The following is a 23233-nucleotide window of genomic DNA, read 5'->3' on the forward strand; positions in this document are numbered from 1 at the left end:
CTCCATTTCTTGTAATTCAAGCTAACGTATGTTAGAATATCTGTATATTGGCCAACTGAGCATCGGAGCTGGCACGGATGGACGGGTTCCACACTGAAGAACAGCAAGAGTTCCGCCAGACGGCGCGCCGGTTCGCGCGCGAGAGGCTCCAGGCGGGCTATATCGCGCGCGCGGCGCAGCACGCGATGGACTGGCCGCTCATGAAGGAGATGGGCGCTCTGGGCCTGATCGGCGTGGACCTGCCGGAGGAATATGGCGGTCTCGGTGCCAGTTCGGTGACTGCCGGCCTGATCATGGAGGAGATCGCCTATGGCGATTTCAACATGAGCTATGTCCAGTTGCTCGCCTCGCTGATGGGCAGCATGGTCGCGAAGCACGCCGCCCCCGACATCGCGCGCGAGTGGATCCCGCAAATCGTGGCCGGCGACCGGATCGTGGCGCTTGGCCTGACCGAGCCGCGCGGCGGTTCGGACGCGGCCAATCTCCAGCTGCGTGCCGAGAAGTCAGGCAATGGCTGGCGGCTCAATGGCGAGAAGACCTCGATCAGCTTCGCCACTCAGGCCGATGCGGCCGTGGTGTTTGCACGCACCGGCGATCCCGCCGGCGGTTCGCGCGGCGTGAGCGCCTTTTTCGTCGACCTGCGGTCTCAGGGGATTACGCGCACACATCTCGACGATATCGGCACGCGCCCGGTCGGGCGTGGCTCGATCTTCTTCGATGACGTCCATGTTCCCGCCGAATGCTTGATGGCCGAACAGGATCGCGCATTCGGAACGATCATGGCCGGCTTCGACTACAGCCGCGCGCTCATCGGCCTGGAATGCGTGGGCCCGGCCCAGGCTTCCGTCGACGAGACCTGGGCCTATGTTCAGGAGCGCCAGGCGTTCGGTGCGCCGATCGTGCAGTATGAGGGCGTCAGCTTTCCCCTGGCGGAGGCCGAAACCCAACTGACCATGATGCGGCAGCTCTGCTACCACACGCTGGCGCTGCGTGACGCCCAGCGTCAGCACACCACCGAAGCGGCGATGTGCAAATGGTATGTTCCGAAGGTCACCTGCGAGATCATCCACCAGTGCCTGCTGCTGCACGGTCATTTCGCCTATACGACCGGTTTGCCGTTCCACCAGCGCTACAACGATCTGCTCGGCCTGCAGATCGGTGACGGCACGGCGCAGATCCAAAAGCTGATCATCGCCCGAGAGAAGGTCGGCCGCGTCGCCCTGCAATACGCTCAGCAGAAGGCGCCGGCAAAATGAGTGCGCCCGTCATCACGATGGTCGACGACGGTGTCGGCATCATCGAACTGAACCGGCCGGACAAGTTCAACTGCCTGTCGCTGGCGGCGCATCAGGTGATCCACGCGGCGTGCGAGGCGTTCGAGGCCGACGGTTCGGTCAGGGCGGTTCTCGTACGCGCGAGGGGCGAACATTTCTGCACCGGCGCGGATCTCCAGGAGATCACGGAAACGCTGGGCGATCCGGCGGCGCTGGATCGGTTCATCGGTTTCGGCCACGCGGCGATGATGCGGATCGAGGCAAGTCCTCTGCCTGTCGTCGTGGCGGTGCATGGGCTGTGCCTGGCGGGCGGGCTCGAGCTGATGCTCGCCGCCGACGTCTGTTTCGCCGGGCAGGGCGCGCGCTTCGGCGACCAGCATGCGCGGTTCGGGCTGGTGCCGGGCTGGGGCGCAAGCCAGCGGTTGCCGCGCGCCATCGGCATGCGGCGCGCGCTGGACCTGATGTATTCCGCCCGCTGGATGGATGCCGACGAGGCGCAGCGCGTCGGGCTCGTGAACTATGTCGTGCCGGATGAGGAGCTTCACGGCGAGGCCATGAAATATTGCCGCGAGCTGACCAAGCGCTCGCGCGTCGGCCTCTCGGAGATGAAACGATTGGCGCGCGAAGGCGTCGACCTGCCGATCGCCGAAGCCATGAAGCTCGAATGCGAGGCTGCGGTTCGTTACCTGCAGGGCAATGATGCAGCCGAGGGCATCGCAGCGTTTCGCGAGCGCCGGAAGCCGTCATTCCGCTGAGGACACAGCCGACAGGATGGCGGGGCGGTTCTGCCCCGTCGTCGGCGACGTGTCGGGAGGCAAAAAAGATCTTGCAGGCGGATGACATGACAATGAACGCGATGGCATCTGCGGACGCCGAGCTTCACTTCCCGTGGCCGGAGCCTCCTCCCGGCGGCGAGGTGCGCGAAGTCGCCCCGGGCCTCCTGTGGCTGCGGATTCCGCTGCCCTTCCGACTAGACCACGTCAACGTCTACCTGATCGCGGACGATACCGGCTGGGCGATCGTCGACACGGGAATCGCCGATGATGCCGCCCGGGGCACCTGGGACGCGCTGCTTGCCGGCCCCTTGGCGGGCTGGACCTTTACCAGGCTGATCGTCACGCATCATGATCCCGATCACATCGGGCTCGCCGGCTGGCTGTGCGGACGCCTGGGCATTCCCCTGCTCACAAGCCAGGGCAGCTATTTCAACGCGGTCAACATGACGCTCGACCCCGGCGCTTTCGAGGCCGCGTTCTATCAGGATTTCTACCGGCGCCATGGCATGGCGGAGGAGGCGCTCCCGCTGGTTGCCGAGCATCGGCACGAATTCTGTCGGGCGGTGGCGCCGCTGCCGCCCAGCTACCGGCGACTGCACGCGGGCGACGAGCTGGTGATCGGAACCCGCAGGTTCGAGGTCCTGGTCGGCGAGGGGCATGCGCCCGAAGTGGTCATGCTCTATTGCGCGGCAGAGGGGCTGCTGCTCGCCTCCGATCAGGTCATCGCGAAGATCTCGCCGAATATCAGCGTCTGGGCCGTGGAGCCGGATGGCGATCCGCTTGGGCTCTATCTGAGTACGCTTGCTGCGCTCGAGCGGCGGGTCTCGCCCGGAGCCCTGGTGCTGGCCGGGCATCAATTGCCGTTCCACGGCCTCCATCAGCGCTGCCGGGAGCTCGCCGCTCATCATCGCATCCGCTGCGATCTCGTCGTCGATGCCTGCCGCGGCCGGCCGAAGACGGTGGCGGAGCTCGTGCCGGTGTTGTTCACGCGCCCGCTGGATCGCTACGAGGTGTGCTTCGCCTTCAGCGAGGCACTTGCGCATGTCAACCACATGGTCGGGCAGGGGTGGATGGCGTGGCACGACAAGGGCGGGGAGCGACGGCTCCATCCGGTCTAGGGCAGCGTCGGACGAGGAATGACCCCTGAACTGTTTCGGATCACCGCGCGGGGCGCTGGTGACGGTAGCTGGAGATCTGCGATGAAAGTGGTTGTGCCGGTCAAGCGGGTTATCGACGCGAACGTGAAGGTTCGCGTCAAGCCGGACGGTTCCGGCGTCGAGCTTGCCAACGTCAAGATGGGGATGAACCCTTTCGACGAGATCGCGCTGGAAGAGGCAATCCGCCTGAAGGAAGCGGGCAAGGCCGAGGAGGTCATCGTCGTCTCGATCGGCCCGACACAGTCGAGCGAGACGCTGCGGACGGCGCTGGCGATGGGGGCGGACCGGGCGATCTTGGTCAAGGAGGAGGGCGTCGTCGAGCCGCTCGGCGTTGCCAAGGTGCTCAAGGGTGTGGTCGAGCTCGAGCAGCCCGGCCTGGTGATCCTCGGCAAGCAGGCGATCGACGATGACAGCAATCAGACCGGCCAGATGCTGGCGGCGCTGCTGGGCTGGGCGCAAGGCACGTTCGCCTCGAAGGTGGAGCTGGCCGGTGACCGTGCCCGGGTGACGCGTGAGGTCGACGGCGGCCTGCAGACGGTCGAGCTGAAGATGCCGGCGATCGTAACGGTCGATCTCAGGCTCAACGAGCCGCGCTATGCCTCGCTGCCGAACATCATGAAGGCGAAGAAGAAGCCGCTCGCGGAGAAGGTCCCGGCCGATTTCGGCGCCGACGTGTCACCGCGGCTGGAGGTGCTCAAGACCGAGGAGCCAGGCGGCCGCAATGCAGGGGTCAAGGTCAAGACCGTCGCCGAACTGGTGGACAAGCTGAAGAACGAAGCCGGGGTGCTGTAGCACCGGCCCCCTTCGTCGCCGGCGCCCGCCGAAGGCACGCGCTATCGCGGTCCAGGTCAACCTCTTCCCATACTCCTTCCGCTCTCATGCGCTGTCTTGCAAAGCGCGCGTCTTCCCTGACCAGGGGAGGTGGCCGCCGGCGCCGCAGCGAACCTTGAAAGGACAAGACAATGCCCATTCTGCTGATCGCCGAACATGACAACGCGACGCTGTCCGAGCAAACCGGCAAGGCCCTTGCCGCTGCGGCCAGGATCGGTTCCGAGGTCGATGTGCTGGTGGCGGGCAAGGACGCGAAAGGCCCGGCGGCTGCCGTCGCCAGGTTGCAAGGCGTCCGCAAGGTGCTCCTCGCCGACGCAGACGAACTCACCGAGCGGCTGGCCGAGCCGCTGGCGGCGCTGGTGGTTTCACTGGCCGGCGACTATGACATGATCGTCGCGCCGGCCACCGCCTCGGGCAAGAACGTGGCGCCGCGGATCGCGGCCCTGCTCGACGTCGCTCAGGTTTCGGAGATCGTCGAGGTGGTCTCGCCAGACACCTTCAAGCGGCCGATCTATGCCGGAAACGCCATCCAGACGGTGCGGACGCGCGACGTGAAGACGGTGATCACCGTGCGCACGGCATCCTTCCAGGCGGTGGGCGAGGGCGGCTCGGCCGCGGTGGAGAGTATCCAGGCCGCGGCCAATCCGGACCTGTCGAGCTTCATCGAAAACAAGCTCTCCGCCAGCGACCGCCCCGACCTCACCGCCGCCAGGATCATCATCGCGGGCGGCCGTGCCCTTGGTTCGACGGAGAATTTCAAGGCCGTGATCGAGCCGGTTGCCGACAAGCTCGGTGCAGCCGTCGGTGCCTCGCGGGCGGCCGTCGATGCCGGCTACGCGCCAAATGACTGGCAGGTCGGCCAGACCGGCAAGGTGGTCGCGCCCGAGCTCTACATCGCGGCCGGCATTTCCGGGGCCATCCAGCACTTGGCGGGCATGAAGGATTCGAAGATCATCGTAGCCATCAACAAGGACGACGAAGCCCCGATCTTCCAGGTCGCGGATTACGGTATCGTCGGCGACCTTTTCACCATCCTCCCCGAACTCGAAGCGGCACTTTGAGATGCCCGGAGCCCTCACCGGCATCCGTGTCATCGACCTGACGCAGATGCTTGCCGGACCGTACTGCACGATGATGCTGGCGGATCACGGTGCAGAGGTCATCAAGATCGAGCCCGTGGACGGCGATCCGACGCGGCGCTTCGGTCCGTTTCCGGAAGACGATACCGAGCGCCATTTCGGCGGATATTTCCAGGGCACGAACCGCAACAAGCTCAGCCTCACGGTCGATCTCAAGAAGCCGGAGGGGCGCGACATCCTGATCCGCCTCGTCCGCGAGGCGGATGTGCTGGTCGAGAATTTCCGGGCCGGCGTGATGGACCGGCTCGGCGTCGGCTATGAGACGCTGGCCAGGGAGAATCCGCGTCTTGTCTACGCCGCGATCCGTGGCTTCGGCGACCCGCGCACCGGCGCGAGCCCCTATGTCGATCGCCCGGCCTTCGATGTGGTGGCGCAGGCGATGGGGGGCGCGATGGGCATCACCGGCCCCGACGCGGCGACGCCGATGAAGATCGGCCCCGGGATCGGGGACATCTTTCCAGCCACGCTCGCCGCCTTCGGGATCCTTGCCGCTCACCGGCATGCCATGGTGACCGGACAGGGGCAGTTCCTCGACGTCGCCATGTATGATGGCATCGTGTCGCTGTGCGAGAGGGCGGTCTACCAGTATTCCTATACGGGCAGATCGCCGGTGCCGGAGGGCAATCAGCACCCGATCCTGTGTCCGTTCGGCATGTTTCCGGCGCTCGACGGCCAGGTTACGATTGCCTGTCCGCGTGACAGCTTCTGGACCGAGCTCGTGACGATCATGGGCCGCCCGGAGCTTGCGAGCGAGCCGCGTTTTCGTACGAATGCGGACAGGCTGCAGAACAGTGCCGAGACGGTGGAGATCGTCGAAAGCTGGACCCGGCAGCATACCAAGGCGCAGATCGGCCAGGCGCTCGGGGTGCTCGTGCCCTATGGCGAAGTGAACACCGCCGCAGACATCTTCGCGGATCCGCATTTGAAGGTGCGCGAGATGCTGGCCGTGGTCGAGCATCCCGGTTCTGCGCGTCCGGTCACCATTGCTTCGACGCCGATCCGGATGACGGCAACGCCGGGTGGTGTCGTGCAACGTGCGCCGCTTGCGGGCGAGCACAACGATAGGATCCTGGCCGGCTGCGGCTTCTCGGCGTCCGACATCGCCCAGTTGAGGGAGAGCGGCGTCATCAGCTGACGCCGCCGCCCGGCGGTCCGCTTGCGTCAGTTCAGTTTCGCGAGCATCCGGTGCGCCATTTCCAGATGCAGCAGTTCCGTCATCTTGCCGTCGATCGAGATGACGCCCTTTCCGCTATTGGCCGGATCGGCGAAGGCCTGCACAATCGTCCGGGCCTCGGCGATCGCCTCCGTGGAGGGCGCGAAGGCCGCGTTGGCCGGCGCAATCTGCCGCGGATGGATGAGGGTTTTGCCGTCGAAGCCGGAAAGCGCGCCATCACGGCATGCCTGCATGAAGCCAGCCTCATCGTTGAAGTCGTTATAGACGCCGTCCAGCACGTCGATTCCGCCGGCCTTGGCGTGGATGACGATGAGGGCGAGCCAATGCTCGATCGTCCGGCGTCCCAATGGAAGCGGCACGCCGGTTTCCTTCGAGAGATCGTTGGTTCCCGCGACGAGGCAGTCCAGACCGACATCGTGGCGAGCGGCGCCCTCGACGATGTCGCGAAGCCCGACGATGGCGCGCGGCGTCTCGATCATCGCCCAGAGCCTGATGTCATGCCCGCCGCCTGCGTCCAGCGCCTTGCGGGTGTGGCGCAGTTGCTCGGCGGTTTCGACCTTCGGGATGAGCAGGGCGTGCGGTGCGCTCCGCAGGACGAGTGCCAGGTCCTCGCTGTCGACGAAGCCGTCGGAAAGGTTCGCGCGAATGACCCGCTCCTGGCCGGTGCCGAAGGCTCCCACGTGAAAATGCGCCAGAAGATTGGCGCGTGCCTCGGCCTTGGCTTCGGGTGCCACCGCATCCTCGAGATCGAAGATCGCCGCGTCACAGGCAAGTGACGCGACCTTGGTGAGCGCCTTCACATTCGAGGCCGGGAGGTAGAGCGCGGAGCGCCGGCGGCGGAAGCTACGTGTCATGCGCAAAAGGTCCGTATGCTAGGCGTGAGTGGCCGGAGGACGCGCGACGCCGTTGCTCGCCGCAGTGTCGAGAGCGGTACGCGGCATCAGTGCCCAGTAGTCGACATCCAGCAGCACCGAGGCGCCCTCGTCGGCATCCGGCGCGGGGAAGGCTTCGCAGCCGTGATCCTTGACGGCCACGGTCCGCAGCCGCAGCGCCCCGACATCGTCGCGTCCGGCGAGCGCCTGCTTGTCGAGGACCTCGGACCAGCAATAGATCGTGTCGCCTGCGGCGGTGGGATTGACGTGCCGGCCGCCATTGATCGCTGCGATGAAGGCGGCGTTGGCAAGGCCGTTGAAGGACAGCGAGCGCGCGAGCGACATGATGTGGCCGCCATAGACGATGCGGCGCCCGAAGCGGCCGGCGCGCTGCACAACCGCGTCGAAATGGCCTTTGGCGGTGTTCTGGTAGAGGCGCGTCGCGATCTGATGCTCGGCTTCCTCGATCGTCATGCCGTCGATGTGGTCGATGCGTTCGCCGATCGCGTAATCGTCGAAGAGATCGAGGCTGCCGGCAAGGACGCGGTCATATCCGGAGGCATTGAAGCCATCGGGCACGACCAGGGCCGCGGCATCCACCGCCGATGGCAGGCTGGGCACTACGGGATCCGGCGCCGGTCTGCCGTGATCACGCTTGGCGACCATCACCCACCGGACGAAGCTGAGCACCGCCTCGCCGGTCTGGTTGAAGCCGGTCGACCGCACATAGACGATTCCGGTCTTGCCGCTGCCGTTCTCACGCAGGCCGATGACCTCGGAACGTGCCGTGAAGCTGTCGCCGGGATAGGCCGGCCGTAGAAGCCGGCAATCGGCATAGCCGAGATTGGCGACCGCGTTCAGCGAGATATCCGGGACAGACTTGCCGAAGATCACGTGGAAGAGCAGGAGGTTGTCGACCGGAGCCCGGGAGAGCCCGGTTGCGCGTGCGAAGGCATCGGATGACTGGATCGGGAACCGCATGCCGTATAGCGCCGAGTAGAGCGCGACATCCCCGGTTGTGATGGTGCGCGGGACGGCATGGGGCAATTGCTGCCCCAGGCGGAAATCTTCGAAAAAATTCCCCGAGCTGGACTTGGTCATGGCCATCAGATTCCCTCCGACGGCCTGATGCCGGCGAGCTCGGCCTGATCGATCGTGCGCTGGACGAGACGCACGGTGGCCACGTCCACCATCTGCCCGTCCACCTGGATGGCTCCCAGCCCCTGTGCCTGCGCGTCGCGATAGGCTGCGACGGCGCGGTAGGCGCGGTCCACCTCGTCCTGCGTGGGGCTGAACACCTTCTGCGCGATCGCGATCTGGCTAGGGTGGATCGCCCATTTGCCGACAGCGCCCAGCTGCTTGGCACGGACGCATTCCGTCTCGTACCAGTGGCTGTCCTTGAAGCTGACGAATGGGCCGTCGACCGGATCGAGACCGAAGGTGCGGGCGGCGATGATCATCTTGTAGCGGGCATAGTGCCAGATGTCCCCGGGATAGCCGCTGTCGGCAGAGATCGCGCGCGGATCGATGCCCTGCGAGGCGGAATAGTCGCCCATGCCGAAAATCAGGGCCTCGAGACGCGGCGATGCGCCGGCGATCTCCTCGACGCGCATGATGGCCTCGGCCTCCTCGATCAGCACCTCAATGCCGATCCTGTGCGGCAGGCCGAGCTTCGTCTCGATCTGCGTCAGCAGCCGGTCGACGAAGCGTACGTCGCAGGCGCTGCGCACCTTCGGCACCAGGATCGTGTCGAGATTGGCGCCGGCGCCCTCGACGACCGCGATGATGTCTTCATAGGCATAATGGCTGTCGAGGTCGTTGATGCGCACACAGCGCACCGAATGGCCAAAGTCGAGCGAGTTCAGCGCGGTGACGATCAGCGCGCGGGCCGACACCTTGGCGTTGGGCGCAACGGCGTCTTCAAGGTCCAGGAAGACGTGATCGACGTCCATCCCCGCGGCCTTCGCCAGCATCTTCTCGCTGGATCCCGGGACGGCCAGTTGGCAGCGCCGCAAGCGCTTGATTTTGCTTACCATGACAGCTTCTCCCACTGTGACGCCAGCGCTCTGGCGGCCGGTATTACGGCGCGACATTCGGAGTCCGCTTCCGTCGCGCCGCACCGGAACCATTTTGTTATAAAACTAACTATAGTTAGAAAAGAAAAGGGTAAAGCCCAAAGTGGTGGGCACATAGCTTCGGGGTGGTCGGGCTGGCATGACGAAATTGCGGGCCGCTGGGATAGGCTGTTGCATCATTTTCAAACGCATGTTAGTTATATTGATGTGCCGCAGAGAGCCCATCTGAGATCGAGAGCGGGTTCCTCAAGGACGGCAGGGAGTGCAGGGGCCGCCCGTCTGAAGGGGCGACGCTGCACCGGGGTGCAGGCAAATCCTGAGGGCTGAAATACGCATATGCCGAAGATGCTCGAAAACAAGGTCGCACTCATCACCGGCGCCGGTCGCGGCATCGGTCGCGAGATCGCGTTGATGATGGCCCAGCGCGGCGCCCGGGTCGTGGTGAACGATCCCGGCGTCTCGCTGGACGGCAAGAATGAAACAAATGCGCCGGCTAATGAGGTCGTCAACGATATCGTGTCCGCCGGCGGCGAGGCGGTGGCGGATTTCGGCAGCGTCTCGGAATCGGCGTCCGCGCGGGCGATGGTGCAGCGCGCCGTCGACACATTCGGCCGCATCGACATCGTCGTGAACAATGCCGGAATCCTGCGCGATGCCTTCTTCCACAAGATGACGGACGAGGACTGGGACACCGTCATCAAAGTGCACCTTTATGGCAGCTTCTATGTCAGCCGGGCCGCCGCCGAGCATTTCCGGAGGCAGGAGAGCGGCGTCTTCGTCAACATGACCTCTACGTCGGGGCTGGTGGGCAATGTCGGCCAGGCCAATTATTCGGCGGCGAAGCTCGGCATCGTCGGTCTGTCCAAGTCCCTGGCGCTCGATATGGCCAGATTCAATGTCCGTTCGAACTGCATCTCTCCGTTCGCGTGGAGCCGGATGGTCGGCTCCATCCCGAACACGCCCGATCAGGAGGAGCGTCTCAAGGGCCTGAAGATGCTCACGCCCGACAAGATCGCGCCGGTGGCGGCCTTTCTTGCGAGCGACGCCGCGAGTGAGGTCACCGGCCAGATCTTTGCGGTTCGCGGCAACGAGATCTTCCTGATGAGTCAGCCGAGGCCGTCGCGCTCGGTGCACCGTTCCGAAGGCTGGACCCCGGAGACGCTGCGCGACCACATGCTGCCGGCCCTGCGGCCGTCCTTCCTGCCGCTGGAGGTGTCGCGCGACGTGTTCCCCTGGATGCCTGTCTGAGAGATGGCGGAATATCGTCGATATGCGGATGTTTGCGTCGGCGACGTCTTTCCGCCGCAGCCGCTGGCCTTCCGGATCGAAGCGCATGTCGTCGATCGCTTTCTGGCGGCGACCGACAGTTTCAACGAGGGCCCCCGACGGGTCCCGTCGATGATCGCTTCCGTCTATCTGATCGACCTGCTGACGGCGCGCCGCAGCCCGCCGGGCGGCATTCATGCGAAGCAGTCGATCCGCTTCCATCGGGCGGTCCGGATCGACGAGATCCTGTCGATCCAGGCCGAGGTCGTCGAGAAGTACACGCGCAAGGACCGACCCTATGTGGTGTCCGATTTCCGCGCCCATGGAGACGATGGTGCGCTGGTCGCAACCGGGCGCATAACCTCGATCTGGGGGCCCGACCAATGACGGCGGCGTCGCTTTCGCTTGTTCGCACGGTCGATCAGGCGACCATCGACCGATACGCCCAGGCATCGGGTGACTTCAATCCGATCCACGTCGATCCGGTTTATGCGGCGAAGAGCCCGTTCGGGCGAACCATCGCCCACGGGCTCATGACGCTGGCCTATGTCGCCGACATGCTGAACCGGTGGAGCGGCGGGCGTTTCGACGAAGCCGGCGAGATCGAGGTCACCTTCGTCGGGCCCGTCTTCGTCGGCGATACCGTCGAGATCAGCGGTGCCGCCGAGGAGCATGTCGAGCGCGACGGGCAGGAATGCCTTCGCATCAAGCTGCGCGTGACAGCCGGCGAACGCCTGATCCTCACCGGATACGCCATCCACCCCGATACGAAAACTGGAAGCTGAACGTGCGCGAAGCTGTGATTGTCGGGGTCGGCGACGTCCCCCTGGAAAATGGCCGGGTCGTCGGCGGCGGGTCCGTGCTGCAGGTTCAGGCCCGTGCGGCAAAGGCCGCGCTCGATGATGCGCGCATCCCGATGCGCGATGTCGACGGTCTTCTGGTTGCCGGCCTCTGGGCCGTACCCGGCCCCGGCCAGCTGCCATCGCTGACGCTGGGAGAATATCTCGGCATCCATCCGCGCTTCGCGGACACGACCAATATCGGCGGATCTGCCTTCGAGGCGCATGTCGCTCACGCGGCCATGGCGATCGAGAAGGGCTATTGCGACGTCGCGCTCATCGTCTACGGCTCGATGCAGAAGAGCGAGCGCAGCCGAACGCTGGGCGGGCGCCCGTCCATCCTGACGATGCAGTTCGAGAACATCTGGGGCATTCCGGCGCCGGTCGGCGGCTATGCCCTCGCCGCGCGCCGGCACATGCACGAGTTCGGCACCACGGAGGAGCAGCTCGCCGAGATCGCGGTCGCGACGCGCCATTGGGCCAGCCTGAATCCGGCAGCCATGATGCGCGACCCGATCACCGTCGACGATGTGATGGCATCGACGCCGATCTCGGATCCGCTGAAACTGCTCGATTGCTGTCTCGTCACCGACGGAGCCGGCGCCATCGTGATGACGACGGCGGAGAATGCCAGGGCGCATGGCGTGAAGCCGATCCATGTGCGCGGCTATGGCGAGGCCCATACCCATTGGTCGATCGGTGCGATGCCGGACCTCGCCCGGCTCACCGCCGCGGAGATGGCTTCGAAACGCGCCTTCGAGATGGCCGGTATCGGCCATGACGCGATCGATGTGGTCGAATGCTACGACTCTTTCACCATCACGGTGCTGATGACGCTGGAAGCGCTGGGGTTCTGCAAGCCTGGCGAGGGCGGAGCGTTCGTCTCGGGCCAGAGGACGGCTCCTGGCGGCGCCTTCCCGCTCAACACCAATGGCGGCGGGCTCTCGTTCTGCCATCCCGGCATGTACGGCATCTTCCTTCTCGTGGAAGCCGTCCGCCAGCTGCGCGGGCAGTCCGGCGCACGTCAAGTGGCGGACCCGTCCATCGCGCTCGTCCACGGAACCGGCGGTACGCTGTCATCCGGCGCGACCGTGATCCTCTCGAACAACTGAGCGCCCGGCCATGACGGACACCTACGAAAAGCCCAGACCGGTCATCGACCCCGGCAGCGAGCCCTTCTGGAGCGCGGCGAAGCAGCATCGGCTGTCGATCCCGCGCTGCAAGGCGTGCAACCAGCACCATTTCTATCCGCGCGAACTGTGCCCGCACTGCCATTCCGACGAGCTTGAATGGACCGATGCCTCGGGGCGCGGCGAGATCTATTCCTACACCATCGCGCGCAAGCCCGCCGGCCCGGCCTTCGCGGCCGACGTGCCCTATGTGGTCGCCATGATCACCCTCGATGAGGGCCCGCGCATGCTGACCAATATCAGCACTGCCGATGTCGACAGCGTGAGGATCGGAGATCGGGTTCGCGTGAAGTTCGACGATGTCGCGGCGGATCTGACGCTTCCGAAATTCGTTCTCGAGAAAGAGTGACATGAACCTGTCGTCCTTCCCCGAAGACATCGTCCAGATCGGCGAAAGCCTGATCCGTTTCGTGGAACAGGAGATCGTCCCGATCGAGACGGCGAACAAGGCGATCTTTGCCTCCGAGCGGACCATGTTCGACGAAACCGGCCGCTTCACGCCGGCTGTCGAGGCCCTCAAGCGCGACGTGCGGATGAAATCGGCCGAGGCCGGCTTCTACACTATGTTCGGCCCGGAAGAGATCGGCGGCGGCGGGCTCGGCCCCCTTGCGTCGGTGTATCTCAACTGGCTGCTGTCGGCTCATTGCGGGCCTGGTCGCACCCTGATCCATCCGGTGGTTGTTCCGTCGCCCTTCACGAACGGATTGTCGCCGCTGCTGACCTTCCTCGACGCCGATGTGCGGGCCGGCCATCTCCCGCAGATCGCGTCCGGCGAGAAGACGCTGTGCTTCGGCCTGTCGGAGCCCGATGCCGGTTCGGACGTGTTCAGCATCAAGACGCGCGCCGTGCGCGACGGAGATGACTGGGTCATTACCGGCTCGAAGCAATGGATCACCAACGGGCCCTATGCCGACTATGCGATGGTCTTCGCCATCACCGATCCCGAACTGTTCGCGCAGCGCAAGGGCGGGATAACCGGATTTTTCGTCGATACGAGCTGGGCAGGCTTCAGCGTCGTCTCGACGATTCCGATCATGGGGCATCTGGGTGCCGAGATCGGCATCCTGGCCTTCGACGGACTGCGCGTGCCCGACCGCTACCGGCTCGGGGCTGTCGACCAGGGGCTGAAGGTGGCGCTCAAGGGGGTGAACACCGGTCGACTCGGCATGTCCGCCACCTGCATCGGGCTTGCGCGCTGGGCGCTCGTTCAGGCGATCGAATATGCCAAAGTGCGCAAGACGTTCGGCAGGCCGATCGCAGAGCACCAGGCCGTGCAGATGCTGCTCGCTGAAAGTGCCTCCGACCTCTATGCCGCCGAGACGATGCTGGTCGACTGCGCGCTCAGGCTCGAGCGCGGCGAGCGCGCGCTCGCCGAGACGTCGCTCGTCAAGCAGCACTGCACGGACAGTTCCAACCGAGTCTTCGATCGCTGCATGCAGGTGCATGGCGGAATGGGGCTGACCAACGAGCTGCGGCTCGAGCAGGGCTACCGCTTCACGCGCTCGATGAGAATTCCCGACGGCACGAGCGAAATCCAGAAACGGACCGTCGCCCGCGATCTCATCGCCAACGGCATCACGTTCTGAGCGGGCCGGCGCAAGGGCTGCGCTGGCCGGCAACGGTTGATCGAAACCGGATCATGGTAAGGGGTTGCGCCAGAAAATGTCCGAACTGTCCGAAGAACGCAGGCTGATCCAGAGTTCGGCACGCGATTTCACCCGCGAAGTCGTTCGCCCGATCGCCGACCGCCTCGATCCAGTCAGGGGGGAGATTCCGGCAGAGCTCATCGAGCAGATGGCGGAACTCGGCTATTTCGGGATTCTGATTCCTGAGGAGTATGGCGGCCTGGGCCTCGGTGCGTTCGAGTACTGCCTCGTCGCCGAGGAACTGGCCCGGGGCTGGATGAGCGTTGCGTCGATGATCGCGCGCGGCAATGCGTTGATCGGATCGCTCAAGGCCATGACGCCGGAGCAGAAGAAGGTCTACCTGCCGCGCATGGCGCGGGGCGAATTTCTCGGCGCCTTCTCGCTCTCGGAACCCGATGCCGGCTCGGATGTGGCGAACATCTCATGCCGGGCGGTGCGCGTCGGCGACGAGTGGGAAATCTCCGGCAACAAGTACTGGTGCACTTTTGCCGACGGCGCCGATTTCATCATGGTGTTCGCCCGTACGGAAAAGCACGTCGATCCGAAAGCGCCCCATCGGGGGATTTCGGCCTTCATGGTCGAGAAGCCCCGTGGCCGGCTGCCAGAGGGCGTGGCGGGCAATACGATCCCCAAGATCGGCTATTTCGGCTGGTCGACCTGGGAGCTGGCTTTCGACAAGTGCCGGGTTCCGGCGGCCAATCTGATCGGCGAGGAGGGGCGCGGCTTCTACCTTGCGACAGCCGGTCTCGAAACCGCGCGCGCTCATACGGCCGCCCGCTCGATCGGGCTGGCGCAGGCCGGCCTCGACGATGCGGTCGCCTATGCGCAGCAGCGTCGCCAGTTCGGGCAGACGATCGCCTCCTTCCAGGCGATCCGCTTCAAGATCGCGACGATGGCCACGGAGATCGAGGCGGCGCGTGCGCTGACATATTCAGTCTGCAGCAAGATCGACCAAGGCGAGCGCTGCGACAAGGAGGCCTCGATGGTGAAGCTCTTCGCCTCGGAGATGTCGGAACGCGTGACCAGCGAAGCGCTGCAGATTCTCGGTGGCGGAGGCTACACGACCCTCAATCAGGTCGAGCGCCACTGGCGAGACGCGCGGCTGACCAAGATCTTCGAAGGGACGTCGGAAATCCAGATGCGCATCATCTCCGACCATATCCTCGGCCGAGCCGGCAAGGCGAATTAGCACGACTTCGGCATGCTTGGGGGCGCCTGCGCGTTTCGGGATCCCCGCGGCGCGTTTCGCGTGTTTCACGGGTGTCCGGCTTTCTCGAGGGCCGGCTTGCGCGCTTTCTCGATGCCTCGCGGTACAAGGCGCAGGCGTGGATTTCCGGCCTCTATGTGGCCGGGCTGATCGGCATCGATGATCGCAGGAGCATGCAGCCGATCGCTGCGGCCCATTCTTCGATGGCCATGACGGCGCGTGGCTGATCCATTTCAGCCACGAGCGCTGTCGCTCCGCCCCTTCCGGACGACGCGGCGCTCAAGGCGTCGGTCATTTCGATGCGCTCTGAGCTTACGGGCGGAAGCATTCGCAAGATGAACGGAGAGCCTCCCGACGGCTCTTCCATTCACGCTCCTGGTGCCCAACAGGACAAGGCGATCATGGGGATTTTCCCCAGATGCCGTCAGTCAACGATTTCCGGCGGATCCTTGCCATGCGCGGTCACGAACGCGCCGCGTGTTTCCTCAGCTCCGCACCAGGATTCAGCAGTTCGACCGTGTGCTCTCCCAGTTGCGGGGGCGGCCGGCGAACCTGACAGGCGCGCTCCTTCAGCTTGATGGGGAAGCCCAGCATCCGGACAGTGTCATGCGCGGCAGTCGGCACGTCGATCGCCATCTTCTGCGATGCGATCTGCGGGTCCGAGAAAACCCCCTTGAGATCGTAGATCGGCCCGCATGGGACACCGGCGGCATTGAGCCGTTCGATCCAGTCGGTGGAATCGCGCTCGCTCAGTTTTTCCTCGACCAGCTCCCGCAGCCTGCCGCGATGCTCCACCCGGCGGAAATTATCGGCGAAGTCCGGGTCGTTCTTGACCTTCGGCAGGTCCAGCGCATCCATCAGGCGACCGAAGAAGACATTGTCGCTGGGCGCGATCGCGATCTGACCATCGCGTGTCCTGAAGAGACCATAGGGCGAGGCGATCGGATGGTCGTTGCCGGTTCTGGGCAGGACCTCGCCGGTCGCGAAGTAATGCGAGGCCGTATAGGCGAGCAGGCTGACCATCGAGTTCGTCAGGCTGACATCGACCCGCTCGGCTCCTCCGTTGCGCTCGCGGCCGAGCAGTGCGGCGCAGAGCCCGAGCGCGCCGTAGATGCCGCAGACCAGATCGCTGATCGGCAGGCCGCTGCGCTGCGGCGGATCATCCTTGCCGCCGTTGACGCTCATGAAGCCGCTCATGGCCTGCGCGATGAAATCGAAGGCCGGCCGATCGCGATATGGACCATCCGCACCGAAGCCGGTGATCGAGCAGGTGATGATGCCCGGCCTGATCTGCTGCAGGCGCTCCTCGCCGAAGCCCAGGCGCTGCATCACGCCGGGGCGAAAATTATCGATCACCGCATCGGCATCGGCGAGCAGCTTCTCCAGGCCGCGCTTGCCCTCCTCCGTCTTCAGATCGAGGACGACCGAGCGCTTGTTGCGGTTGAAGGATGCGTAATACCAGCTCAGGCCGTTGCGGCCGCTGCCCTGCGTGCGCAGTGGATCGCCCTCGGGCGGTTCTATCTTGATGACGTCGGCGCCCAGATCGGCCAGCAGCATCGTGCAGAACGGACCGGAGATGACGCGCGTGAGATCGACGATTCGTAGGCCGGTCAACGGCATTTACAGCCTCTTTGGGATTAGAAGGAGAGGTTTGGCAGCCAGGTGACGATGCCCGGGAAGATCGAAATCAGGACCAGAACGACCAGCGACCAGCCAAGGAAGGGCAAGAGCTGGACAGCGATGGGCCAGAGCGGAACGCGGCCGACCGCGCCGGTCACGAAGAGCAGCAGCCCGATCGGCGGGTGCAGCATCCCGATCATCAGGTTCAGCACGACGATCATGGCGAACTGGATCGGGTCGAGGCCGAGCTGGGCCTGGATCGGCAGCAGCGTCGGAACGAACATGACCAGGGCCGGCAGCGGCTCCAGGATCATGCCGACCACGAAGAGCATCACGTTGACGATAAGCAGGATGATCAGCGGGTCATTCGAGATCGACAGGATGCCCTGCGAAATGCGCGTGGCGATGTGCGACTCGTTGAGCAGCCAGGCGAATGGTCCTGCCGCGGCGAGCAGGAACAGGATGACCGCGGAGGTCTTGCCGGCCGCCAGGAAAACCTCGCCGAGGCTGCGGACCTTGAGATCGCGATAGATCGCCATGCCGACGATCAGCGCATAGACGCAGATCACCCCGGCGGCTTCCGTCTCGGTGATCACGCCCGAGCGGATCCCGACGATGATCAGGACCGGTACCAGCAGCGCCCAGATCGAGGCGCGGGTGGACGTCGCCCGCTCGGCCCAGCTCGCGGCCGGCTTGGCGGCATAGCCCTCGCGCCGCGCCACCCAGGCGCAGATCGCCATATAGCCGGCAAAGAGCATCAGCCCCGGCACGACACCGGCGAGGAACAGCTTGCCGATCGAGAGATTGGCCATGATGGCGTAGATGATCAGCGGGATCGAGGGCGGCAGGATCGGGCCCAGCATCGCGCCGGCGGCGATCACGGCGGCGGCATAGCCGGGCTTGTAACCCTCCTTCTTCATCGACGGGATCAGGATCGAGCCGGTCGCGGTCGCATCGGCGACGGCCGAGCCCGAGATGCCGGCCATGATGAGGTTCGTCATCAGGGCGACCTGGGAGAGGCTGCCGCGCAGATGGCCGACCATGGCCGTGGACCATTCGATCAGGCGGCGGGTGACGCCGCCGCGGTTCATGATCTCGCCGGCCAGCACGAAAAGCGGCACCGTGATCAGCGCCGCGCTGTCGACGCCGGACACCACGGTCAACGGCGCCATCACCGGATCGATGCCACCATGCATCACCATGCCGATGAGGGCGGCGAGGATCATCGCAAAGCCGACATCGAGCCCCGCGACGAGCAGGCCGAAAAAGATCAGCGTACTAATGATGATCATCATGATCGGTCACCGCATCTACGCCGAGACGGCCGCCCATCAGCGTGTCCGCGATGCGCAGGGCCAGGAAGATGACAAGCAGGATGAGCCCGGCGAGGAGCGCCCCGTACATCACGTCGTAATAGAAGGGCGTGCCCATGATCGCCTGGAAGGAGCCGACTTCCAGCAATTGCCAGCCGTTCACGAGCAACGCGATGGCGATTACCATCATCACCACGTCCAGGAACACGCCGGAGACGCGCCGGACACTTTCCGGCAGGAAATGCTGGATCACCTCGATCCGGATATTGGCGCGACTGCGGACGCCGAGCGCAAAGCCCAGAAAGGCCATCCAGACCATGCCGATCCGCGCGATCTGGTCATGTGCGTCGAACTGAGTCTTCAGCACATAACGGTCGGCGACCTGGCCGACGGTGAAGGCGAGCACCACCGTCAGGGCCAGGACGACCAGGATCTTGACCAGGGTCTCGAGGATGTGGACCGGAACGGTCAGCATGCGCACACCCTCCGGGCGCGCGGGCACCTCCGCCCGCGCCCGTGCATCGGCGTCCGAGAGGGCCATCAGGCCTCCTGCAGCTTGCGCAGCCGCGCGACGAAGCCCTTCGGCCACATCTTGCCCTCGAGATCGTCCTCGACGCCGGCGACCGCCTTGCGGAAGGCGGCGATGTCGGGAACGACATAGGTGCAGCCGGCCTTCTTCAGGATTTCGATCGCATCCGTGTCGAGCTGCTTGGTCAGCTGGGTGGTGACCATGCCGGCCTCGCGGGAGGCCTTGCGGAAGAGTTCGCGATCAGCCTCGTTCAGGCCCTTCCACAGCCGCTCGGAGCCGAAGAAGCCGACGAGCTCGTTGACATGGTCCGTGGCCGACCAGAACTTCGCGGCCTCGTGGAAGCGCGGCGGAATCGCGAGGTCGAAGCCGTTGTCCTGGCCGTCGACCGTGCCGCGCGAAAGCGCGCTGTAGATCTCCAGCATGCCGAGCGGCGTCGACTGGGCGCCGAGGCGGTCGAACATCGCCCGCAGCATGGGGATGGCCGGAATCCGAAGGCGCAGGCCCTTGACGTCCTCCGGCATCATGATCGGCCCGCGCGTGCTCTGGATGGCGCGCGATGAGCGCTGCCCCCAGGCGCCGAAGACGCGCACCCCGGCGCTCGTCGCCATCTTGTCGAACATGCCCTGCAGTTCGGCATCGGAGTTGATGATCTTCTCCGCCCACTCCCCGTTCTTGAACAGGTAGGGGACGTAGAACACGTTGAAGGCTTCCCCGCCGCGCACGAAGGAGATCGACGACAGCCCGAAATAGGAAAAATCGACCGTTCCGAGCTGCATCGCCGACAGAAGCTGGGCGATGTCGCCGAGCTGGCCGTCGGTGTAGACGCTGACATTGTAGCGGCCACCGCTCTCGCTTTCGACGACCTCCTTGAAACGGTTCAGCGCCTTGTGCCAGGGGCTGTTGACCAATGCGATCGTCGCGATCTTGAGGGTCTTGGTCTGGGCCCGCGCGATGCTGGGCATGCCGAGCGCGGTGCCAGCACCGCCGAGCAGGGCGCCGCCCATCAAGGTGCGTCGGTCGATCCGGATCGTCATCTGTTTCTCCCTCTTTTCGGTAGCGTTGACCGCCCCGGCTTGTATCGGTTGCCTTCGCTTCCGGCGCTCGGCGCAGATGGGGCTTCACGGCCCGGCAGAGAGCCGAATCTGCGCGCGTTCGCCGGGGTTCGCTGTTGTCTCAGAATTCCCAGTGGACCGGCGGCGCCCCGGCGATGGGCGAGCGGAAGCTCGCCAGATGGGGCGCGAAGAGCGAGCCGAGATAGACCGTCTTCAGGTCGGGGCCACCGAAAGCGATGCCGGAAAGATTGCCGGCCGGGCGCCGTCCGCCCGCGTCGAGATGCGCGCGGGTATAGGTGCCGTTCTGGAAGGCCTGCTCGGCCTCGTCGATCGCCTTTGCGTCGCTGTCCTCGAAGATCACCTGCTGCACGCCGTCCTGCGTGGTGCGGATGACCCGGTTGGACACCACGGTCACGGTCCAGACCGCGCCTTCGGCATCGAAGGCGAAACCGTCGGGGAAGCTCGCCGCGCCATACTGGGCGAAGGTCTCGCGCGGGCCGAGCGAGCCGTCTTCGGAAATGGCGAAGCGGCTGGTCCGGCGTGCGATCGTCTCGTTGACATAGAGCCAGCGTCCGGTTGGATCGACGATCGCCTCGTTGGTGAACCCGAGCCCATCGGCAACGACCCTCGCCCCCTTCTCGTCGATGAGGATGATGTAGCCGTCGGCATGGCCCTTCTTCATCGAGTGCTCACGCGGGATCAGCTTGGTCGAAACGCTGACCCAGACGCGGCCCTTGGCGTCGGTGCCCACGAAATTCGTCGGCTCGATATGGCGGCCGTCGATTTCCAGCAGCTTGGGGGACATCTCGCCATCGGGGCGCATGTGCCAGACGCCGCCTTCCGGCCCGAGATCGGCGATCAGGAAGCTGCGGTCGGGCATCAGCGCGAAGCCGTTGGGCAGAAACCCGTTCGGCCCGTTCTTCGCACGGATCAATTCGGTCCTGCCGTCGCTGCGTATGACCGCGATGCCGCCGCGCTTGTCGGGCATGAAAAGGTCGCCGGACCGGGTCGCCATGACGCATTCGGCGCGTGAAAGATCCTCGCCCACATAAGCGAGCGCGCTCGTATCGACGGAAAGCATTTGAATTCCTTGTAGACGTCATCCAACCCGATACGGCTACCGCTTGCTGCCGGTGCCGATTTATGTTCGCTCACCGCCATTGGCTGCGGTGTTGGACGGAGAGCCTACTCGAAGCCGGGCCGGCGAATAGTCGTGAATCGGAACGCCCGCGTTCTCGATCCGTGAACACACATATCGAGGAACGGGACGAGGTATGAATTTCCGGCCGGATCTGACCACCTTGCGTATGTTTCTGGCCGTTTACCGGCAAGGGAACATGACCAAGGCGGCGGAACGCGAGCACATCGCCCCCTCCGCCATCAGCAAGCGCATCCAGGATCTCGAGCTCGAGATCGGCACCCCCCTGTTCTACCGGCACGCGCGCGGCATGACCGCGACTCCCGCCGGGGACGCGCTGGCCAGGCACACCGCTGGCCTGTTCGACGACGTGAACCGGATGGCGGCGGAACTCAGCGTCTTCAGCAAGGGCGAAGAGGGGCAGGCCCGGCTCCATGCGCATCAGTCCGCGGTCGTGCAGCATCTGCCGCAGGAGCTCGCGGCCTTCCGGACAGCTTATCCGAAGATCAAGATCCTGCTGCGCGAGGAGACCAGCCCGAACGTGGTCCAGTCCATGCAGGACGGGCTCGGCGACATCGGCATCTTCGCCGAACATAGCCAATTGCCCGAAGGGCTGGAGATCTACGAGTACAAGCGGGACGCGCTGGTGGCGCTGATGCCCCATTCTCACCCGCTGGCAGAGCGTGCATCGCTGACGCTGCCGGAGATCACCGGCTATGATTTCATCAGCCTGGAAACCGGCTCTTCGCTGCAGGTGCTGCTCGCCAACTCGGCTGCGCAAGCAGGCGTCGACATCTCCTTCCGGATCGAGGTCGTCACTTTCACCGCAGCCGTGCAGATGGTCGAATACGGCTTCGGGATCACGATCGTGCCCGCCGGCATTGCGCGCATCTACTGTGCCAAGGACAGGATCGTGGCCGTGCCGTTCTCCGATTCCTGGGCGCTGCGCCGGCTGATGATCTGCACGCGCGACGAGCCCAAGCTCACTGCCGCCGCCAGGCTGCTTCTCAACCATCTGCGCGGCCCCGATGCGGTGCCCCTGCATTTGCCTGCCACGAAGGGCTCGCTTCCCAATCGATAATGGTCGCCCGCGACGCAGCTCGCTAAGTCCTCAGGATGAAGGCGGCGCGGGAATGCGACGCCGCCATGGGAGGACTAGTGATGGCCAGCGTCGAAATCGTCGAAGTCGCACCGCGCGACGGGCTTCAGAACATCGCGGCGTTCGTGCCGACTGATTCGAAGCTGGAGCTGATCCACGCCCTCGTGGCGGCCGGCGTGAAGCGGATGGAGATCGGCTCCTTCGTCAGCCCGAAGGCGATTCCGCAAATGGCCGATATGGACGAGGTCGTCGCCCGGCTCGGGCCGTTGCCGGGCCTTCACAAGGTGGCGCTCGTGCCGAACGGCAAGGGTGCGCGTCGCGCGATCGCGGCCGGCATCGATGAGCTGATCTTCGTGATCTCGATGTCGAACGCGCACAATATGAGCAATGTGCGCCGCCCGACCGCCGCCTCGATCGAGGATCTCAAGGCGACCCTGGCGGAGGTCGACCCCGACAACCACCTGACCGTCCGCGTCGGCCTGGCGACAAGCTTCCACTGCCCCTTCGAGGGTACGATGGACGAGGATGCGGTGTTCGCGACCATCGGTGAGATCGCAAAAATCCGCGCCGACATCGAGCTGACGCTGGCCGACACGACCGGCATGGCGCTGCCCGACCATGTCGGCCGGATGGCGCAGCGTTGCCTGGCCGCCTATCCGTCCATGCGCTGGTCGTTCCACGGCCACGATACGGCCGGTTTCGGCATCGCCAATGTGCTGGCTGCCTATCAGGCCGGAATCCGCTCGTTCGACGGCGCGGCCGGCGGTCTCGGCGGCTGTCCCTTCGCACCGGGCGCGACCGGCAACATCGCCAGCGAGGATCTGGTCTATCTGTTCGAGCGCATGGGCGTGGATACGGGCATCGACCTCGCCAAGCTGCTCGAGGCCGCCGAGCTGGCGCTGTCCTTCGCCCCGCAGACCGTGCGCAGTCACGTCCTCGCCATGCCACGTGAACGTGCGATGGCCGGCGGTGGCCCGGCTGCCTGTGCTGCCTGAGTCGTTTCGCGCTCCGATGCGCGGGCTGCGCGTGCAGCCCG

23 protein-coding genes are annotated in these 23233 nt (G+C 65.1%); 15 read left to right on the top strand and 8 right to left on the bottom strand.

The features are described 5' to 3' along the window. Nucleotides 1-77: 77 nt before the first annotated feature. The 6 genes from ACWGRX_RS16625 to ACWGRX_RS16650 all read left to right on the top strand — a co-directional run bounded on the left by ACWGRX_RS16625 (nt 78) and on the right by ACWGRX_RS16650 (nt 6312). The gene (locus tag ACWGRX_RS16625; RefSeq protein ID WP_452118434.1) at nt 78-1256 is read left to right on the top strand and encodes an acyl-CoA dehydrogenase family protein; all 1179 of its coding nucleotides are present in this window, start codon (nt 78-80) and stop codon (nt 1254-1256) included. Nucleotides 1257-1273: 17 nt separating this feature from the next. Then, nucleotides 1274-2029, top strand: a complete 756-nt coding sequence (locus ACWGRX_RS16630) for an enoyl-CoA hydratase/isomerase family protein (protein ID WP_452118435.1) — start codon at nt 1274-1276, stop codon at nt 2027-2029. Between the two features lie 86 nt (nt 2030-2115). After that, entirely contained in the window at nt 2116-3168 is a 1053-nt protein-coding gene (locus ACWGRX_RS16635) for an MBL fold metallo-hydrolase (protein ID WP_452118436.1), read from the top strand. 81 nt (nt 3169-3249) lie between these two features. Beyond that, nucleotides 3250-3999, top strand: a complete 750-nt coding sequence (locus ACWGRX_RS16640; RefSeq protein ID WP_452118437.1) for an electron transfer flavoprotein subunit beta/FixA family protein — start codon at nt 3250-3252, stop codon at nt 3997-3999. Between the two features lie 170 nt (nt 4000-4169). Beyond that, nucleotides 4170-5099, top strand: a complete 930-nt coding sequence (locus tag ACWGRX_RS16645) for an electron transfer flavoprotein subunit alpha/FixB family protein (RefSeq protein ID WP_452118438.1) — start codon at nt 4170-4172, stop codon at nt 5097-5099. 1 nt (nt 5100) lies between these two features. Next, complete coding sequence (locus ACWGRX_RS16650; protein ID WP_452118439.1) at nt 5101-6312, top strand: CaiB/BaiF CoA transferase family protein; 1212 nt, start codon at nt 5101-5103, stop codon at nt 6310-6312. Nucleotides 6313-6338: 26 nt separating this feature from the next. On the opposite strand, the gene ACWGRX_RS16655 is transcribed toward ACWGRX_RS16650, so the two are convergent. From ACWGRX_RS16655 to ACWGRX_RS16665, 3 genes are read right to left on the bottom strand one after another with little or no spacing between them, the layout of a single operon-like run. Further along, nucleotides 6339-7205, bottom strand: a complete 867-nt coding sequence (locus ACWGRX_RS16655) for an HpcH/HpaI aldolase/citrate lyase family protein (protein ID WP_452118440.1) — start codon at nt 7203-7205, stop codon at nt 6339-6341. 18 nt (nt 7206-7223) lie between these two features. Then, a complete protein-coding gene (locus ACWGRX_RS16660) occupies nt 7224-8324 on the bottom strand; it encodes a MaoC family dehydratase (RefSeq protein ID WP_452118480.1) in 1101 nt (366 codons plus the stop codon). Nucleotides 8325-8329: 5 nt separating this feature from the next. Next, nucleotides 8330-9316, bottom strand: coding sequence for an HpcH/HpaI aldolase/citrate lyase family protein (locus ACWGRX_RS16665; RefSeq protein ID WP_452118441.1), 987 nt, complete (start codon nt 9314-9316; stop codon nt 8330-8332). A 318-nt stretch (nt 9317-9634) separates the two neighbouring features. Between ACWGRX_RS16665 and ACWGRX_RS16670 the strand changes: the two genes are divergently transcribed. From ACWGRX_RS16670 to ACWGRX_RS16700, 7 genes are all read left to right on the top strand, one after another. Then, nucleotides 9635-10546, top strand: a complete 912-nt coding sequence (locus ACWGRX_RS16670) for an SDR family oxidoreductase (protein WP_452118442.1) — start codon at nt 9635-9637, stop codon at nt 10544-10546. Between the two features lie 150 nt (nt 10547-10696). Continuing rightward, nucleotides 10697-10951, top strand: a complete 255-nt coding sequence (locus tag ACWGRX_RS16675) for a hypothetical protein (RefSeq protein ID WP_291642090.1) — start codon at nt 10697-10699, stop codon at nt 10949-10951. Then, nucleotides 10948-11349, top strand: coding sequence for a MaoC family dehydratase (locus ACWGRX_RS16680; protein ID WP_452118443.1), 402 nt, complete (start codon nt 10948-10950; stop codon nt 11347-11349). The genes ACWGRX_RS16675 and ACWGRX_RS16680 overlap by 4 nt, the downstream gene beginning before the upstream one ends. Before the next feature lie 2 nt (nt 11350-11351). Next, complete coding sequence (locus ACWGRX_RS16685; protein ID WP_291642095.1) at nt 11352-12515, top strand: acetyl-CoA acetyltransferase; 1164 nt, start codon at nt 11352-11354, stop codon at nt 12513-12515. A gap of 10 nt (nt 12516-12525) precedes the next feature. Beyond that, nucleotides 12526-12942: a Zn-ribbon domain-containing OB-fold protein gene (locus tag ACWGRX_RS16690; protein WP_452118444.1), complete on the top strand. Its 417-nt coding sequence runs from the start codon at nt 12526-12528 to the stop codon at nt 12940-12942. 1 nt (nt 12943) lies between these two features. Further along, complete coding sequence (locus ACWGRX_RS16695; protein ID WP_452118445.1) at nt 12944-14179, top strand: acyl-CoA dehydrogenase family protein; 1236 nt, start codon at nt 12944-12946, stop codon at nt 14177-14179. A 76-nt stretch (nt 14180-14255) separates the two neighbouring features. Further along, complete coding sequence (locus ACWGRX_RS16700; RefSeq protein ID WP_452118446.1) at nt 14256-15428, top strand: acyl-CoA dehydrogenase family protein; 1173 nt, start codon at nt 14256-14258, stop codon at nt 15426-15428. Nucleotides 15429-15908: 480 nt separating this feature from the next. On the opposite strand, the gene ACWGRX_RS16705 is transcribed toward ACWGRX_RS16700, so the two are convergent. From ACWGRX_RS16705 to ACWGRX_RS16725, 5 genes are all read right to left on the bottom strand, one after another. Next, complete coding sequence (locus ACWGRX_RS16705) at nt 15909-17066, bottom strand: CaiB/BaiF CoA transferase family protein (RefSeq protein WP_452118447.1); 1158 nt, start codon at nt 17064-17066, stop codon at nt 15909-15911. Nucleotides 17067-17083: 17 nt separating this feature from the next. Next, complete coding sequence (locus ACWGRX_RS16710; RefSeq protein ID WP_291650630.1) at nt 17084-18361, bottom strand: TRAP transporter large permease; 1278 nt, start codon at nt 18359-18361, stop codon at nt 17084-17086. Further along, nucleotides 18345-18920, bottom strand: a complete 576-nt coding sequence (locus ACWGRX_RS16715; RefSeq protein ID WP_291650628.1) for a TRAP transporter small permease — start codon at nt 18918-18920, stop codon at nt 18345-18347. Before ACWGRX_RS16715 ends, ACWGRX_RS16710 begins: the two co-directional genes overlap by 17 nt. Continuing rightward, entirely contained in the window at nt 18920-19942 is a 1023-nt protein-coding gene (locus ACWGRX_RS16720) for a TRAP transporter substrate-binding protein (protein WP_452118448.1), read from the bottom strand. The genes ACWGRX_RS16715 and ACWGRX_RS16720 overlap by 1 nt, the downstream gene beginning before the upstream one ends. Nucleotides 19943-20081: 139 nt before the next feature. Beyond that, complete coding sequence (locus ACWGRX_RS16725) at nt 20082-21041, bottom strand: SMP-30/gluconolactonase/LRE family protein (protein WP_452118449.1); 960 nt, start codon at nt 21039-21041, stop codon at nt 20082-20084. Between the two features lie 226 nt (nt 21042-21267). Here ACWGRX_RS16725 and ACWGRX_RS16730 point away from each other — a divergent pair, with 226 nt between their 5' ends. Together ACWGRX_RS16730 and ACWGRX_RS16735 are read left to right on the top strand one after the other, a co-directional pair. Next, nucleotides 21268-22179: a LysR family transcriptional regulator gene (locus tag ACWGRX_RS16730; protein ID WP_452118450.1), complete on the top strand. Its 912-nt coding sequence runs from the start codon at nt 21268-21270 to the stop codon at nt 22177-22179. An 80-nt stretch (nt 22180-22259) separates the two neighbouring features. Then, complete coding sequence (locus ACWGRX_RS16735) at nt 22260-23192, top strand: hydroxymethylglutaryl-CoA lyase (protein WP_452118451.1); 933 nt, start codon at nt 22260-22262, stop codon at nt 23190-23192. Nucleotides 23193-23233 lie beyond the last annotated feature (41 nt).

The organism is Allobosea sp. NPDC055594, assembly GCF_053618995.1.